Raw genomic sequence first — 15,492 nt, 5'->3', positions numbered from 1 at the left:
CGACACCGACGCGGGAGACGACGGTTCGACGCCGGGGCGGTCTCGGAACGCATTTACCGTCCACGCCCGTCGGTACGGTATGGAATACGAAGCCAGCCTCGACCGGGCGCTGGAAGCCGTCCCCGACATCGGCTCGGCGGGCGAGCGGCTCTCGGTCCCCGACGCCGTCGCACAGACCGACGGTGCGTTCACGCGGTTTACCAACCTCGATGCAGTCGCGGACGCGCTGAACCGCGAGACCGACCACGTCCACCGGTTCGTCCAACAGACCCTCGCGACCTCCGGGAAACTCTCGGAGGGCGTCGGCCGATACAACGGAAACTTCGATTCGCGGGACTTCGAGCGCGTCGTCGACGACTACACCGAGGAGTACGTCCGCTGTAGTGAGTGTGGCCTTCCGGACACCCGTCTCGTCCAGGAGAACCGCAACCTCATGCTCCGGTGTGACGCCTGCGGCGCGTTCCGCCCCGTCTCGAAGAGCACGCGGACGGACGACTCGGGGGCGACCGAAGACGACGTCGAGGCCGGCAACACCTACACCGTAAAGGTAACCGACACCGGACGCAAGGGAGACGGGGTCGCCCACCGCGGCGACTACACGATCTTCGTTCCGGGGGCCGACGAGGGTGACGTCGTCGACATCTATATCGAGAGTACGAGCGGTAACCTCGCCTTCTCGCGGCTCGCCTGAGATTATTTTTAAACGTTTGTTAATTATAGTGTCGGATTAGCGAACGAAAATACACGTTTTGGCCGGGCAAAACCGGCCAAAACTGCCGACGCGGGGCGAAACTCGCCGGATTTATATCTATGGACACTCGATTTGCGGATGATATGGGACAGACACTCACCGAAAAGATCCTTGACGATCACCTCGTCGAGGGCGACCTCGAGACGGGCGAGGAGATCGGCATCGAGATCGATCAGGTGCTCACACAGGACACCACCGGCACGCTCGTGTGGCTGCAGTTCGAGGCGCTCGGCCTGGACGAAGTCCAGACCGAACTCGCCGCCCAGTACTGCGACCACCAGACCTACCAGTTCGACTTCAAAAACACCGACGACCACCGCTTCCTCCGAAGCGCCGCGGGGACGTTCGGTGCCTACTACAGCCGCCCCGGCAACGGTATCTGCCACAACGTCCACAAGGAGAACTTCGCCGCGCCCGGCAAGACGCTCCTCGGGTCCGACAGCCACACGCCGACGCCCGGCGGGCTCGGCCAGCTCGCGATCGGGTCGGGCGGCCTCGACGTCTCCGTCGCCATGGGTGGCGGCGCCTACTACATCGAGATGCCGGAAGTCGTCAACGTCCACCTCGAGGGCGAACTCCCCGAGTGGGCCACCGCGAAGGACATCGCGCTGCACCTGCTCGGCGAACTGACCGTCAAGGGCGGCGTCGGCAAGATCTTCGAGTACACCGGCCCCGGCGTCGAGTCGCTGACCGTCCCCGAGCGGACGACGATCACGAACCTCGGCACGGAGCTCGGCGCCACCTCCTCGATCTTCCCGACCGACGAGAAGACGAAAGACTGGCTCTCCCGGATCGGCCGCGAGGACGACTACGTCGACCTCTCGCCGGACGAGGACGCCGAGTACGCCGACCAGATCACGGTCGACCTCTCGGAACTCGAACCGCTCATCGCCTGCCCGTCGATGCCCGACAAGGTCGTGCCTGTCAGCGAGGTCGCCGGCGAGGACGTCGAGCAGGTCATCATCGGCTCCTGTACGAACGGCGCCTACGAGGACATTCTCCCCGGTGCGAAGATGCTCAAGGGCCGCACCGTCGAGAAGAAGACCGAGATGGTCGTCGCACCCGGCTCCAAACAGGCCAGCGAGATGCTCGCCCGTGAGGGCTGGACCGCCGAGATGATGGCCGCGGGCGTCAACTTCTCCGAGGCGACCTGTGGTGCCTGTATCGGCATCGGCCACGTGCCCGGTTCGGACTCGGTCTCGCTGCGGACGTTCAACCGCAACTTCGAGGGCCGCTCCGGCATCGAGGACGACAACGTCTACCTGTGCTCGCCCGAAGTCGCCACCGCCGCGGCGATCGCCGGCGAGATCGTCGACCCCCGGGACCTCGCCGACGACCTCGGCGACCTCGAGGCCCCCGAGTTCGAGATGGGGTCGAAATACAGCGAGGGCATGGGTCAGGAGGACCCCGACATCATCGCGCCCGACGAGGCCGTCGACGACGAGCTCATCAAGGGCCCGAACATCGGCGACGTGCCCCTGAAAGACGAGATGGGCTCGGAGCTCTCGGGACCGAACCTCCTGAAGATGGAGGACAACATCACGACCGACCACATCATCCCGGCGACCCAGGACATCCTGATGTACCGCTCGAACATCCCGAAGCTCTCGGAGTTCACCCTCTCCCGAGTCGACGAGGACTTCGCCCAGCGCGCACTCGATAGCGACGGCGGCTTCCTCGTCGCCGGCGAGAACTACGGCCAGGGCTCCTCCCGGGAGCACGCGGCGCTGTGTCCGATGTACCTCGGCGTCGAGGGCGTCCTCGCACAGAGCTTCGCCCGCATCCACAAGGCGAACCTGTTCAACTTCGGTCTCATCCCGCTGGAGATCGACGCCTCCGACTACGAGCAGATCGAGCAGGGCGACGACATCGAGATCGTCGACGACGTCGCCGACGCCGTCCGCTCCGGGCAAGAGGAGTTCACCGTCCGCGTCAACGACGAGTGGGAACTCACCGCGACGCTCGACGCCTCCGAGCGCGAGCGACGGATCCTCGCCGACGGCGGCAAGCTCTCGCACACGAAAAAGCAGGCCGAGGGCGGCAGCGACGCCGCGCCCGCCGACGACTGAGGACCGCGCGTCCCGCGACACGTCCTATTTTTATCCGGCCGATAGCCGCCGGTTTATTTGGCCTGCCCCCCAACTACGAGCATGGAACCGACGACCCCACAGGCAGCCTGCTTCGAGGCGGGCATCAAGTTCGGGAGCCTCTATCACCAGTTCGCGGGCACACCTGTCTCGCCGGACAGCGCCGCGAGCCTCGAACGCGCCATCGAGGAGTCGATCGAGAACCAACCCTTCTGTGTCGACGCCGACGTCGACGTCCTCGAAGACGAACTGGCGGCCGCCCTCGCGGAACAGTCGGCGGAGTACACCGAGTTGACGGGGCGGTTCATGAGAGTCGAACTCAGGATCGAGTACGACGACAGCGTCGCCGTCGCTTCGATGGCGATGGACGGCGACTACCCGCGGATGCGACTCGACCGGGTCGAGGAATGCGGGGGGGCGTGACCGCGGCGTCGCCGGGGGCCGTCCCCGATTCCAGTTCCACTTTCGCTTTGCGGCGTGTTTTTAACCGCCCCCGTGCGAAACGTTGTGCATGAGCCAGGCCACGCTCGACGACGACGATCTGTTCGACGAAGCCGCCGCCGAGATGCGCGAGGACGTCGAAACCAGCCTCGCGGCGGCGAAATCGTCGCTGCCGGCCCCCGACGACGTCTGGGAGGCCGAGGCCGACAACACCCTCGGTGTGCTCAACGGGCTGAAAGGAGCACTCGACGCCGGCGACGCCGAGGAGGACCTCCGGGACGCGAAAAAGTGGTTCGCGATCGGCCGGAAGGCCGACGCCTTCGAGGACGCCGAGGACCTCGAAGCGGAGATCGAAGCCCTCGAGACGACGCTCTCGCGCATCGCAGACGCACACGAACAGGTGGGCAAACTTACCGCGACGGTCCCCGAGTTGCGCGGCGCGCTGGAGGACGCGGAGTCGGGGGACGGCACGGAGTAAGCTGTCGGCCCTAGCGGACTCACCTGACCCCTCGGGGGTCGGGCCGCGCACCGATGGCGACGGTTATCTCGCGCCGTTCGCCGTCGCGGATGACCGTCGCCGGGACCCGATCGCCCGGCGAGAGTTCCAGCGCCAGCGTCGTCCCCAAGTCGGCGTTGGAGTCGATGGACTCCCCGTCGAGTTCGACGAGGACGTCACCGCCGACGGGGACCGTCTGCCCGCCCACCGTTCGCTCGCCGGAGATGCCGCGGAGTTCGGTCCCCGTCGGTGCGCTCTCGGTCGTCTCGACGACGAGGATCCCGCGCGGTTCGTCGAGGCCGTTTGCCTCCGCGACCGTCGGCGTCACCTCGATCAGCCGGATGCCGAGGAAGGGGTGGTCGTAGTTGCCCGTCTCGATGAGTTCCGGCAGCACCCGGCGAGCGAGCAGCGGCGAGACGGCGAACCCGACGCTCGTTCCGGCCCCCGCGACGGCAACGCCGGTCACCTGCCCCTCCATCGTGACGAGCGGGCCGCCGCTGTTGCCGGGGTCCAACCCGGCGTCGGTCTGGACGGTGTTGGGGATCGAAAAGCCGGTCTGCTCGTTCGGGAGCGACCGGTTCCGGCCGCTTATGATGCCCGAGGAGACGGAGGATTCGAGCCCGAAGGGACTCCCCAACGCGAGCACTTCAGTCCCGACGGGGGGGACCGAGTCGACGAACGACAACGGACGAGCGTATTCCGGAACGTCCGTCGACAGCACCGCGAGGTCGGCGTAGACGTCCGTCGCGGTGACGCCCGCGCTCCGCCACTCGCCGTTTTCGAACCGGATGTCAGCCGTTTCTGCGTCCCCGACGACGTGTTGGTTCGTGACGACGACGCCGTCGTGGACGAACCCCGATCCGCTGCCGTCTCCGGCGCCGACGAAGGCGACCGACTCGATGGTCCGATCGAACGCCGCAGTGTACCTGGAGTCGGTCTCGTCGGCCGTCTCCGCCGGCGGCACGGGATCAGGGGTGTCTCGGACGCCGGTGGCACAACCGGCGAGGCCGGCCGCGAGCCCCGCCGCTCCGGTGAGGAAGCGTCGGCGTGTCTGCCGTGACATACCGTTTTTATGCCCGCGTGTCGAAAAGGGTCTTCGGATCCGGACTGCACCGACACGGTCGCCTCAGTCGTCTAAGCTCTGTTGTCGCCACGTCGTCCGGTCGTACATCCGGTCGACCTCGCCTGCCTGCTGGCGGATGGCGACCGCGGTGTTGAACAGGAACGCGGCGACGAGCACCGTCCCGACGAGCCAGACGGCCTCGACGGCGGCCCCGTCGACCGCGGTGACACTCCGGGCCAGGTCGGTCACGATGACGGCGACGACGCAGAGGACGGCGGGCAGCAGGTGCCGCGTGATCGCGGAGAAGGTGGTCCCCTCGTGGGTCCGCGTCGTCCGGATGGCGTAGAACAGCGCCCACGCCGAGGCCGCGATCCACCCGACGGCGACGACGGGGCGGGTCCCCTCGCCCGCCGCGACGTAGCCCACCCACCAGGCGGCGACGAATCCGACGATGACGAGGCCGTCGGCCCACACCGGCAACAGCCGGCCGGCAGACGCCGGCCGGTCGGCGTGGTACATCGCCCGGATCCCGAGCGCGACGAAGAGAATAAAAAACAACACCGCGCCTTCGGTGAACGCGGCGAGCCACGCGTATCCGGTCAGGTCGGTCGCGATACCCGAGAGACCGTAGATGACGCCGGCTCCGATACCGACCGCGAGATAGCCCCACTCGTACTCGAAGCCCTCGGCGAGGACGCGTCGGACGTAGACGCCGAGAAACACCAGAAGTATCGCGGCCGCAACGGCGATCGAGGCGTGGGCGAGAAGCCTTATAAAGAGTACCGTCCCCGCCGGATCACCACCACCGACGAAGGGCGATGTCGTGCTCATACCGCCGCTTCACCCCCGGAGTTCATAGGTGTTGATTTTCGCTCCGGCGGCCGGTCCCCGCACGGGCCCCAAACCGGGGGCTCAAGTCCGCCGGGCCGCTACCTCGGGTGTGAACAATCCCGACGAGGCCACCGGAGGGGCCACCTTCGACGACACGGCGCTCCGCGCCGGGCTCGAGACGTTCGGCGGCGACGCCGAGTCGCGCCGAGTCGTCGCGCGACACGCGCGCGATCTCGCCGACAGCGGCCGATACGCCGGGGACGCCGATGTCGAACTCACCGCCGAACACGTCGTCGTCCAGTTGGCCGACGCCCCGAACGGCGGCCCGGTCGAACGGTGGAACTGGTGGATCGGCTCGCTGGACCTCGCGTTCGGCGGCTACGCCGAGTTCCGGATCCGCCAGTTTGGGTGAGGCGACCGATCCCAGCCGGGTGGACTCGGCACCATTTTTAATATCGACGGCCATATTTGCCTAGATATGAACCGAAACGTACTCGTTCCCGTCGACGACTCGGAACCGGCCTCTGACGCGCTCGAATTCGCCACGGATCACTACGGCGACGCCACGATCACGGCGCTACACGTCGTCGATCCGACGGACTTCCCGGTCGGCGGGTTCGAATCCGGCGTAATGACGGACATCGACCAGATCCGCGAGAACCAGAAAGGACACGCCGAGAATCTCCTCGAGGACGTCCGCGAGCGGCTGACGGATCGGGGTGTCGACGTCGAGACAGCCATTGAGTTCGGCAAGCCATCGAACGCGATCGTCGAGTACGCCGACGAACACGACGTCGACCTCGTCACCATCGGGAGCCACGGACGAACCGGTGCGAGCCGGGTGCTGTTGGGGAGCGTCGCCGAGACGGTCGTCCGGCGCTCGCCGGTTCCGGTCACCGTCGTCCGGTAACCCCGGCGAGGCCGGGCGCGGGCGGTGTGTCCCGGCCGATACCGGGGGCTTTTCCGTTCAGCACACGTTCGTATACCTGTATGGGCTTCGGTAGTTACGACGAATCCGAACAGAAGGACCAGAACGTCGACACGGACGACAGCGAGGCCGTCAACGTCCACGAGAACGACCACGACGGCAGCGTCGAATTCGAGTTCGACGACGAGGAGTCGCTCATCGACCGGCTCCACGAGATGCAGGACGACGCCGACGAGGACTGAGGCCGCCGCCCGAAACCGATGGGTGCAAACGTCCCGAGGCGGTAGCGATAGCCAGTGAACGTCCAGTTTCTCGGCGGTGCGGGCGAAGTCGGTCGCAGCGCGATCCTCGTGAACGAGTCGCTGCTTCTCGATTTCGGAATGAAGACCGACGACCCGCCGCAGTACCCGGTCGGCGACGTCTCGCCCGACGCGGTCCTCGTGAGCCACGGCCACCTCGATCACGTCGGGGCGCTCCCCGCCCTGCTTTCGGGGCACGAGCGACCGCCGATCCACTGGACCCCGCCGAGCTACGAGCTGGCGATGCGGCTCGCGGCGGACACGCTCAAACTCCACGGCGGGACGCCGCTGTGCCCCTTCACCGAGGAGGAACGCCGCCGCGTCACCGAGGTCTCCGAAACCCACGGCTACCGCGAGCCGTTCAGGGCCGCGGGCCACCGCGTCGAGTTCTTCGACGCCGGGCACATCCCCGGCAGCGCCCACGTCCTGGTCGACGACGGCGACACCCGCCTGCTGTACACGGGTGATTTCCACACCGACGACCAGCGGCTCGTATCGGGGACGACAGCGCGTCCCGACGCCGACGTCGTCGTCTCCGAGAGCACCTACGCTGACGTCGAACACGCCCCTCGCGAGCGGGTCGAAACGCGCTTCGTCGACAGCGTCCGGACGACGCTCTGGGAGGGCGGCACCGTCGTCGTTCCGGCCTTCGCCATCGGCCGGACCCAAGAGATCATGCTTCTGTGTGCGGCCCACGACATCGACTGTTACGTCGACGGGATGGGCGTAGAGGTGACCGAGATGCTCCGCCGACACCCCGGGTTCCTCCGGGACGCCGACGCCATGGACGCGGCGACATCGAACGCCCGGACCGTGACCGGCCGGGACGGCCAGCGCCGCCGCATCGCCGCCGAATCGACGGTCATCGTAACGACCGCCGGGATGCTCTCGGGCGGTCCCGCGATGACGTACGTCCCCGAGATACACGCCAACCCGGTCAACAAGATCTGTTTTTCCGGCTACCAGGTCGCGGGGACGCCCGGCCGCCAACTGCTGGAGACGGGCAGCGCCGAGATCGGCGGCCAACACCTGCGGGTCAGCGCCCAACTCGAGCGCTACGACTTCTCGGCACACGCCGACCGCGACGGGCTCCGGGCGTTCCTCGAGGCCTACGCGGACACGCCGATACTCGTCCAGCACGGCGACAGCTGTGCGTGGTTCGCCGAACAGCTCCGTGGGGACGGCTTCGACGCGACCGCGCCGGAACTCGGGGACACGGTCGAGGTGTCCTGACGCATACGACTCGTTAAATAATTCCGGCCCCTACGGTCGGTAATGACTGATCGCCCCCTCGACCCCGGCTCGACGCTGCTCGTCGACCTCGACGGCGTCGTCGCCGAGCAGCTCCCGCGGCTCTGTACGTATCTCCGTCGCGAGTACGACCACGACGTCGAGCCGGCGGATATCGACGACTGGTCCTACGACGTGCCGGGAACCGAGAGCCACATCGGCGACGTCATCGGCGAGTTGATGACCGACCACGCGGAGTGGTACTTCGGCGGGATGGACCCCCGGCCGGGCGTCGCCGGCACCCTCTCGACGCTGCGCTCGGAGTACCGCGTCGAGATCGCGACCCACCGGATCCCGGAGACACACGACGTCTCGAAGGCGTGGCTCGACGATCACGGGATCGGCTACGACGCCTTCCACGACGAGGTCCCCCGCAACAAGGGCGCACTCGCAGGCGACGCCCTGATCGACGATTACCACGGCAACGTCGCCGACGCCCTCTCGGCGGGGAAGGCGGGGGTTCTGATGCGACAGCCCTACAGCGACCCCGGTGCCTGTGACGGCGCACACGTCGTCACGTCCTGGGACGACGTCCGGACGCTGTTGTCAGTCTGAGAGCGATTCGGGCGACCGTCGGGCCAAACCGGGAGCACTTATGAAGCTCAACGCCGTACTCGTAACCGTGGAATCCGCTACACCGAGAAGCGATGCGGACGTGTCTTCACCGTCCGGTCACCGCCGGGGCCAGCAATGAGTCTCCGGCGACGGCTCGGCGGACTGTTCAAAAGCCAGTCGGAACTCGATCTCACCGACGGGTCGATCCCGAAGTCGCTGTTTTTCCTCTCGTTTCCCATCGTCATCACCAACCTCCTGCAGGTGGGATACAATCTCGCCGATACCTTCTGGCTGGGGCGATACAGTACGGAGGCGCTGGCGGCGATCAGCCTCGGGTTTCCGCTCGTGTACCTGTTCATTTCGTTGGGGCTCGGACTGACAGTCGCCGGCAGCGTGCTCGTCGCCCAACACACCGGGGCGGACCAACAAAAAAAAGCCGAGTACGCCGCCTCCCAAGCGGTCGTGCTTACCGTCTTGGCCGGTGTCGTACTCGGGGCGGTCGGCTACGCCTTCGTCGCCGAGTTGCTACAGGTGTTCGGCGCTGAACCGACGGTGTTGGGGCTAGCGACCGACTACATGGAGGTCATCAGCCTCGGATTGCCGTTCCTGTTCGGCTTCACGGTCTTTATCGCGCTGATGCGGGGCGCCGGCGACACCGTCACGCCGATGGTCGTCATGTTCGGGACGGTCGTCGTCAACGTCGTTCTCGATCCGCTGCTCATCTTCGGCGTCGGCCCGCTGCCCGAACTCGGTGTCGAGGGGGCGGCGATCGCGACCATCTTCGCCCGCGGGTCGGCGATGGTCGTCGGCCTCTGGCTCATGTTCCGCGGCGCCCACGGCATCCAGATCCACCTCCGACAGATGATACCGGACCTCGACTACAGCTGGAAACTCCTCCGGATCGGCATCCCGGCCTCCGTCGAAAACACCGGGCGTGCGGTCTCGATCAACGCCGTGTTGGTGATCGTCACGCTCTTTTCGACCGCCGTCGTCGCCGGGTTCGGCGTCGGCATCCGGGTCTTCTCGATGATCTTTATGCCCGCCATCGCCATCGACCGCGGGGTGGAGGCGATGACCGGACAGAACATCGGCGCGGGCCGGCAGGATCGGGTCGTCGCGACCAACCGCTTTGCGGCAAAGGTCTCGTTCGCGCTCCTCTCGGGGCTGGGCGTGGTCACGTTCGTGTTTGCCCCGGAGATCGTCCGCGTCTTCGACGACTCGCCGGCGGTCGTCGCCGAGGGCGCGTCGTTCCTGCGGTGGATCGCGCCCACCTTCGGGTTCGTCGGCGTTGTCCGGGCGTACAGCGGCGGTTTCCGCGGGGCTGGCAAGACGCTGACCGCGGCTGCGATCGCCGTGGTGTTGTTCGGGTTCATCCGACTCCCGATAGCCTACGTCGCCTCACAGGGGCTCGTTCCGATCGACGGCTGGTTCTTTGTGACCCCGTCGCCGACGGGCATCTGGTTCGCCTTCGCCGTCTCCGGCGTGATCGCCGCCCTCGTCGCGGCAGCGTGGTTCGAGAGCGGCGGCTGGCGCGGCGGCGCCCTCACCGCACGCGGGGTCGATACGACGGACGACGGGGCCGCCGCCGAGGGCGTGCGACCGGCCGATAACAGTAGTGACGACGATGGCGATCCGGGACCGGCCACCGACGACGACTGAGCGAACGGCCTTTGTTTGCCGGCCACCACAGGCCGGCGTATGGACACCTTCGACATCGGCGGCGAGTTGACGGTCGGCCGGATCGGCCTCGGCGCGATGCGGATCACCGGCGAGGACGTCATCGGCGAGCCCGACGACCCCGAGGCCGCCCGCGAGGTACTGCGGCGGGCCGCGGAACTAGTGGATCTGATCGACACCGCCGACGCCTACGGCCCGGGCGTCAGCGAGCGACTCATCGGCGAGACGCTCGCCCCCTACGACGACGTGGCCGTCGCGACGAAGGGCGGGCTGCTCCGAAACGGAAACGGCGAGTGGCTGCCGCGCGGCGACCCGGACCACCTCCGCAACGCCGCGTTGTGTAGCCTCGATCGGCTCCGGACCGACCGGATCGAGTTGTATCAGCTCCACACGCCGGATCCCGACGCCGACTTCGAGGCCAGCGTGACGGCGCTCGCGGAACTCAAAGACGACGGCGTCATCGAGCACATCGGTCTTTCGAACGTCGACGTCGACCAGCTCGACCGCGCCCGCGACCACATTGAGGTCGCGACCGTTCAGAACCACTACAACGTCGCCTACCGCGAGGAAGCGGCCGTCCTCGACGCCTGCGAGGAGTACGAGATCGGCTTCATCCCGTGGTACCCCCTCGCCGCCGGGGACCTCGGCTCGGTCGAGGGGCTCGCGGACGTCGCCGAAGCCCACGACACGACAGTTCAGGCCGTCGCGCTGGCGTGGCTGCTCGAGCGCTCGCCCGTGACACTCCCTATTCCGGGTACGGAACGCGTCGAGCACCTGGAAGCCAACGTCGCGGCGGCCGACCTCGAGTTGACGGACGCGGAGGTCGCGCGGCTGCGGTGAGCCGGCTCACGCCGACGGCAGGTTGACAGCAGGCGAGACGCGCCGACGGTACGTCACTCCTCGGCGGACTCGACCTTCGTTGCGTGCGTCTCCAGATCGGCGGCGAGCTCGCGGGCCTCGGCGGCCGAGAGCCGGACCGTGTCGGCGTGGGCGTCGAGGTGCTCCAGTTCGGTGTTGTCGAGTTCGAGCTGCAACGAGACGTGGTCGGGGTCGTTCCGGGGGCTGGTGACGTTCAAGACGGCGTAGGCCTCCTCGGTGAAGCCGTGGCCTTCGGCCTCGGCTTCGAGGAGATCCAGCGTCGTGTACGCGTTGACCTTCATCATACGGTCGACCATACCGCCATGTGGCGGGCGGCGAGTGTAAGCGTGACGAAGCGGGCGAGGGAACGCCCCAGCGGCTCCGGCTACGGCGCCGGAACCTGGTGTTGGACGTTGTACGGGTGGGTGCCCGAGACCCACTCGAAGACGTACTCGATGGCCCGCTGGTCGCGTCGGACGCCGTCGTGGTCGGTTTTGAGTTCAGCGTTTCTCGCCCCCTCGAGAGCGGGGCTGTCCGGACAGCGCCAAAAGAGGGCGTCGTCGCTGCCCCGGAGCGTGTAGTAGTCGACGTCGCCGGGCGTCTCGTCGGTGTTGAGGATCGAAAGCGGGTGTCCCGGGATCTCGTCGTAATCCGCCCGGAGGAACTCGCTGCTGCCGTAGGCACCGCCCTGCAGCCCCGTCTCGGCGCACCACGTGCTCAGGACCGTCCCGTGGTTCGCGCCGGCGAGGCCGACGAAGGTGTCGACCCACTCGAAGCGCCCGCGGCTCGCGAGCCAATAGCGGAGGCCAGTGACCCCGAGGCTGTGACCGACGACGTCGACGGCGTCGGCTCCCGTGTGTGTCTTTACCTTCCGGACGAACTCGTCGAGCTGTTCGGCCATCGCCTCGTGGGTCGGAGTTCCCGCCTGGAATGTGATCGCCCAGAGATCCTCGCCGGCGTAGCCGCGCTGGAGGAAAAAGGAGGCGTGGGCGGTCCAATCGCAGGCGTCGCGCTGGTTGCCGTGGACGAACACGACGGGCCGGCGGTCGCTGTCGGCGTCGGTGCCGTGGTACGCCTCACCGCCCCAGCCGCCGTAGGCCCCGTCGCTCGACCACGGAAGCCGGCTATCGTCGGTTCGGGCGTGATCGCAACCGACCGCACAGCCATCACGGTTCCGTGCGCCCCGGAGTTTCCGGACGCTCCGCAGGATACCCCACGGAACCGAAAACCCTTGTGTTGGTGTACCAACTGACACAATACGCACTCGAAACACCGCGTGGTACTTAAAACCTGCTTTTTACGAAACGGAGTTCACACATTCCCCCGACGGAGCTACCAGCGTACGGCGGGAATCGGATATCGATTACCGATGGACAAAACGGGCGTCCGAAAAAAGCGGACAGGACCGGCTACTCGAACACCAACACCGTCGCTTCGTCGGCCTCGAGGACGGTGACTGCCTCGCCGCCCTCGGCGCGTTGCTCCTCGATGAGGTCGAACATCTCCGGTTCGACGACGACGGACTCGCCGTCGACCTCGAACTCGACGTGGCCCGCGGTGTCGAGTTCGGCCTGTAGCTCGGTCGGATCGGCCGACTCCAGGCGGCCGACGACCGCTCCGGCCCGATCACGGAAGACCGGGCCGAGTTCGCTGTGGTCGATGTCGACCGCCACCGGGACTAGCTCGATGTTCGGCGCCCCCGTCTCGACGTACACCGGGCCGTTGATCGTGTCGGCCAGATCGTACGTGTCCAGGGGGCGTTCCTCGTCGAGATACACCTCGACGCGGTCGAGGTCGGCGTTCAGGGGTTTCCCCTCGTCGGACTTCCAGCCGCGGATCGTCGCGGCGATCTCCGCGACCAACTCCCCGCGGACCTCGGCGTCACGGTCGCGCTCGCCGATCTCGGGCCAAGAGGCCCCGTGGACGCTTCCTTCCGTGGGAAGCTGCTCCCAGGCTTCCTCTGTAATAAAGGGCGCAAACGGCGACAACATCCGCAAGGACGCGCTCAACGCGGTGTAAAGCGTGTACTCGGCGGCACGCCGTTCGCCGGGGCGGCCCTCGTAGAGCCGACCCTTTATTAATTCGAGGTAGTCGTCGGCCAGGTCGTGCCAGACGAACTCCCGAACCCGGCGGAGCGCGCTGTCGAAGCGGTACTCGTCCATGTCCGCGGCGACCTCCTCGGCGACCCGGTCGCACTTCGAGCGGATCCACGCGTCGGCATCCCTGTACGCGGGGTTCTCGATGCCCGGCGTCGACTCGTCGACGTGCTCGGCGGCGAACTTCGTGATGTTCCACAGCTTCGTCTGGAACCGGGTCGCCGAGGTCACCTCTTTCCACTGGAACTGAATGTCGCTTCCGGGCTGTCCCCCGAGCGCCATCGCCTGCCGGAAGGCGTCCGCGGAGTGCTCCTCGACGACCTCCTCGGGCTGGACGAAGTTCCCGCGGGACTTCGACATCTTGTTGCCGTCGTCGCCGAACACCATCCCGTTTATCAGTGCGTCCTCCCAGGGAATCTCGCCCGTGACCGCCGTCGTCCGGAGGATGGTATAGAACGCCCACGTCCGAATGATGTCGTGGCCCTGCTCGCGCAGCCCCACCGGCTCGAAGCTCTCCTCGGGCCAGCCGGCGACGTACATCGGCGAGATCGAGGAGTCCATCCAGGTGTCCATCACGTCCGTCTCGCCGGTCCACTCGTCGCTACCGCACTCGGGACACTCGCCGACGCCCGGCTCCTCGGTCGTCGGGTCGACGGGGACTTCCTCGCCCGTGGCGATCTCGACGTGGCCGCAGTCGGTACATTCCCAGGCAGGGATCGGCGTCGCGAAGACGCGCTGTCTGGAGATCACCCAGTCCCACTCCATCCCCTCGGTCCACTCCTCCAGACGGGTGTACATGTGCTCGGGGAACCACTCGATCTCCCGGGCGGACTCGAGGATCTCGTTTCGATCGACCTCGACGAACCACTGCTCCTTCGAGAGGATCTCGATCGGCGTATCGCAGCGCCAACACTGCCCGACGGACTGTTCGGTCGCTTCGGTGTCGTTGAGCTGTCCCGCGTCGTCCAGCGCCGCCGCGATCTCGGTCTTGGCCGCGTCGATCGAGAGTCCCTCGAACTCGCCCGCCAGCTCGTTGAGGCGGCCGTCCTCCGTGAACACGGGGCGGAGGTCGAGGTCGTGTTCGATCCACCAATCGACGTCCTGTTTGTCGCCGAACGTACAGATCATCACCGCGCCGGTCCCGAAGTCGCTGTCGACGTCGTCGTCGGCGATCAACTCGATCTCCTGGCCGAACAGCGGCACCTCGAAGGTGTCGCCGATTCGGTCCCCGTAGCGCTCGTCGTCGGGGTCGACGGCCATCGAGACGCAAGCGGCGAGCAGTTCCGGGCGTGTCGTCGCGATTTCGATGTCCTGTGGCTCCGCCGCAGGGCCAGAGGAGCTTTGCCCCTCGCTGTCGTCGTTGTCGACTCCCTCGAAGGTGACGTAATACAGCGTTCCCTCCCGGTCCTCGTTTTCGACCTCCGCGTCGGCGATGGCGGTCTCACACCGCGGACACCAGTTGACCGGGTGTTCGTCCTGGTAGACGTAGCCCGAGTCGGCCATCTCGACGAACGAGCGCTGGGTCTCTCTCCAGTAGTCGTCGTCCATCGTGCGGAACTCGTGGTCCCAGTCCTGGGAGAATCCGAGCGTCAGCATCGTCTCCTTCATCGCGCCGATCTGTGCGTCGGTGTGTTCGACGCACCACTCGCGGAACTGCTCGCGGGAGACGTCCGTCCGGTGGATCTCGCGGTTCTCCTCGACTTTCACCTCGGTCGGGAGGCCGTGACAGTCCCACCCCTGCGGGAAGAGCACGTCGTCGCCCCGGAGGCGGTGATACCGGGCCGCATAATCCATGTAACACCACCCCAGCGCGTTGCCGATGTGGAGGTTGCCGGTCGGGTACGGCGGCGGCGTGTCGATGATGTAGTCGGGGCGCTCGGGGTCGTCGTCGTAGCCGTAGACGTCCGAGTCGAGCCACTCGTCGCGCCATTTCCGCTCCGCCGCCTCGGGGTCGTAGCTGTCTGGAACCTCGCTCATGATTGGTCTCGCGGAGACCGGCCGGTAGTCGCAGAACACGTGCGCGCTATAAATGTGGCGCGCTCGGGGTCAGCGTACTACGGACCGGATCGCGCTCATACCACCCGAGTAGTCCGTTCCCGATAAAAAGCTTCGCTTACGGC

General features: G+C 66.9%; 16 protein-coding genes. 11 read left to right on the top strand and 5 right to left on the bottom strand.

Features of this window, described 5'->3' with window-relative positions:
* The first annotated feature begins 79 nt into the window (after positions 1-79).
* The 4 genes from NMLP_RS13100 (at position 80) to NMLP_RS13085 (ending at position 3,757) form a co-directional block, all read left to right on the top strand.
* Positions 80-691, top strand: a complete 612-nt coding sequence (locus NMLP_RS13100; protein WP_015410608.1) for a translation initiation factor IF-2 subunit beta — start codon at positions 80-82, stop codon at positions 689-691.
* Between the two features lie 143 nt (positions 692-834).
* A complete protein-coding gene (locus tag NMLP_RS13095; RefSeq protein ID WP_015410607.1) occupies positions 835-2,820 on the top strand; it encodes an aconitate hydratase in 1,986 nt (661 codons plus the stop codon).
* A gap of 81 nt (positions 2,821-2,901) precedes the next feature.
* Positions 2,902-3,261 (top strand): dihydroneopterin aldolase family protein, encoded by a 360-nt coding sequence (locus tag NMLP_RS13090; protein ID WP_015410606.1) that lies wholly within the window; start codon positions 2,902-2,904, stop codon positions 3,259-3,261.
* A gap of 88 nt (positions 3,262-3,349) precedes the next feature.
* Positions 3,350-3,757 carry a DUF5790 family protein gene (locus tag NMLP_RS13085; RefSeq protein WP_015410605.1) on the top strand — a complete coding sequence of 136 codons (408 nt, stop codon included), beginning with the start codon at positions 3,350-3,352 and terminating at the stop codon, positions 3,755-3,757.
* A gap of 19 nt (positions 3,758-3,776) precedes the next feature.
* Here the strand turns inward: NMLP_RS13085 and NMLP_RS13080 are convergent, their stop codons facing one another.
* Together NMLP_RS13080 and NMLP_RS13075 are read right to left on the bottom strand one after the other, a co-directional pair.
* Positions 3,777-4,838 (bottom strand): S1C family serine protease, encoded by a 1,062-nt coding sequence (locus tag NMLP_RS13080; RefSeq protein WP_015410604.1) that lies wholly within the window; start codon positions 4,836-4,838, stop codon positions 3,777-3,779.
* A 63-nt stretch (positions 4,839-4,901) separates the two neighbouring features.
* Positions 4,902-5,669 (bottom strand): hypothetical protein, encoded by a 768-nt coding sequence (locus NMLP_RS13075; protein ID WP_015410603.1) that lies wholly within the window; start codon positions 5,667-5,669, stop codon positions 4,902-4,904.
* A gap of 109 nt (positions 5,670-5,778) precedes the next feature.
* Here NMLP_RS13075 and NMLP_RS13070 point away from each other — a divergent pair, with 109 nt between their 5' ends.
* The 7 genes from NMLP_RS13070 (at position 5,779) to NMLP_RS13040 (ending at position 11,258) form a co-directional block, all read left to right on the top strand.
* Complete coding sequence (locus tag NMLP_RS13070) at positions 5,779-6,081, top strand: hypothetical protein (RefSeq protein WP_015410602.1); 303 nt, start codon at positions 5,779-5,781, stop codon at positions 6,079-6,081.
* Positions 6,082-6,147: 66 nt separating this feature from the next.
* Positions 6,148-6,579: a universal stress protein gene (locus NMLP_RS13065; protein ID WP_015410601.1), complete on the top strand. Its 432-nt coding sequence runs from the start codon at positions 6,148-6,150 to the stop codon at positions 6,577-6,579.
* 80 nt (positions 6,580-6,659) lie between these two features.
* Positions 6,660-6,839, top strand: a complete 180-nt coding sequence (locus NMLP_RS13060) for a DUF5786 family protein (RefSeq protein WP_015410600.1) — start codon at positions 6,660-6,662, stop codon at positions 6,837-6,839.
* A 54-nt stretch (positions 6,840-6,893) separates the two neighbouring features.
* Positions 6,894-8,129 (top strand): MBL fold metallo-hydrolase, encoded by a 1,236-nt coding sequence (locus tag NMLP_RS13055; protein WP_015410599.1) that lies wholly within the window; start codon positions 6,894-6,896, stop codon positions 8,127-8,129.
* A gap of 42 nt (positions 8,130-8,171) precedes the next feature.
* A complete protein-coding gene (locus NMLP_RS13050; protein WP_015410598.1) occupies positions 8,172-8,741 on the top strand; it encodes a 5' nucleotidase, NT5C type in 570 nt (189 codons plus the stop codon).
* A 135-nt stretch (positions 8,742-8,876) separates the two neighbouring features.
* Positions 8,877-10,400 (top strand): MATE family efflux transporter, encoded by a 1,524-nt coding sequence (locus NMLP_RS13045; protein WP_015410597.1) that lies wholly within the window; start codon positions 8,877-8,879, stop codon positions 10,398-10,400.
* 39 nt (positions 10,401-10,439) lie between these two features.
* Positions 10,440-11,258, top strand: a complete 819-nt coding sequence (locus NMLP_RS13040; protein WP_015410596.1) for an aldo/keto reductase — start codon at positions 10,440-10,442, stop codon at positions 11,256-11,258.
* A gap of 53 nt (positions 11,259-11,311) precedes the next feature.
* Here the strand turns inward: NMLP_RS13040 and NMLP_RS13035 are convergent, their stop codons facing one another.
* From NMLP_RS13035 to NMLP_RS13025, 3 genes are all read right to left on the bottom strand, one after another.
* A complete protein-coding gene (locus NMLP_RS13035; protein WP_015410595.1) occupies positions 11,312-11,593 on the bottom strand; it encodes a DUF6360 family protein in 282 nt (93 codons plus the stop codon).
* A 68-nt stretch (positions 11,594-11,661) separates the two neighbouring features.
* Entirely contained in the window at positions 11,662-12,531 is an 870-nt protein-coding gene (locus tag NMLP_RS13030; RefSeq protein ID WP_049926586.1) for an esterase/lipase family protein, read from the bottom strand.
* A gap of 154 nt (positions 12,532-12,685) precedes the next feature.
* Positions 12,686-15,349 carry a valine--tRNA ligase gene (locus NMLP_RS13025; RefSeq protein ID WP_015410593.1) on the bottom strand — a complete coding sequence of 888 codons (2,664 nt, stop codon included), beginning with the start codon at positions 15,347-15,349 and terminating at the stop codon, positions 12,686-12,688.
* Positions 15,350-15,492 lie beyond the last annotated feature (143 nt).

Source organism: Natronomonas moolapensis 8.8.11 (genome assembly GCF_000591055.1).
Taxonomy (GTDB): domain Archaea; phylum Halobacteriota; class Halobacteria; order Halobacteriales; family Haloarculaceae; genus Natronomonas; species Natronomonas moolapensis.
This window is presented reverse-complemented; position numbering and strand designations above follow the sequence as displayed.

Excerpts from the sequence above, each read along its gene's own strand:
- NMLP_RS13080 (WP_015410604.1), bottom strand. The coding sequence starts at position 4,838 with ATGTCACGGCAGACACGCCGACGCTTCCTCACCGGAGCGGCGGGGCTC.
- NMLP_RS13045 (WP_015410597.1), top strand. The coding sequence starts at position 8,877 with ATGAGTCTCCGGCGACGGCTCGGCGGACTGTTCAAAAGCCAGTCGGAA.
- NMLP_RS13095 (WP_015410607.1), top strand. The coding sequence starts at position 835 with ATGGGACAGACACTCACCGAAAAGATCCTTGACGATCACCTCGTCGAG.
- NMLP_RS13050 (WP_015410598.1), top strand. The coding sequence starts at position 8,172 with ATGACTGATCGCCCCCTCGACCCCGGCTCGACGCTGCTCGTCGACCTC.
- NMLP_RS13085 (WP_015410605.1), top strand. The coding sequence starts at position 3,350 with ATGAGCCAGGCCACGCTCGACGACGACGATCTGTTCGACGAAGCCGCC.
- NMLP_RS13035 (WP_015410595.1), bottom strand. The coding sequence starts at position 11,593 with ATGGTCGACCGTATGATGAAGGTCAACGCGTACACGACGCTGGATCTC.
- NMLP_RS13100 (WP_015410608.1), top strand. The coding sequence starts at position 80 with ATGGAATACGAAGCCAGCCTCGACCGGGCGCTGGAAGCCGTCCCCGAC.
- NMLP_RS13090 (WP_015410606.1), top strand. The coding sequence starts at position 2,902 with ATGGAACCGACGACCCCACAGGCAGCCTGCTTCGAGGCGGGCATCAAG.
- NMLP_RS13060 (WP_015410600.1), top strand. The coding sequence starts at position 6,660 with ATGGGCTTCGGTAGTTACGACGAATCCGAACAGAAGGACCAGAACGTC.
- NMLP_RS13075 (WP_015410603.1), bottom strand. The coding sequence starts at position 5,669 with ATGAGCACGACATCGCCCTTCGTCGGTGGTGGTGATCCGGCGGGGACG.
- NMLP_RS13025 (WP_015410593.1), bottom strand. The coding sequence starts at position 15,349 with ATGAGCGAGGTTCCAGACAGCTACGACCCCGAGGCGGCGGAGCGGAAA.
- NMLP_RS13040 (WP_015410596.1), top strand. The coding sequence starts at position 10,440 with ATGGACACCTTCGACATCGGCGGCGAGTTGACGGTCGGCCGGATCGGC.
- NMLP_RS13065 (WP_015410601.1), top strand. The coding sequence starts at position 6,148 with ATGAACCGAAACGTACTCGTTCCCGTCGACGACTCGGAACCGGCCTCT.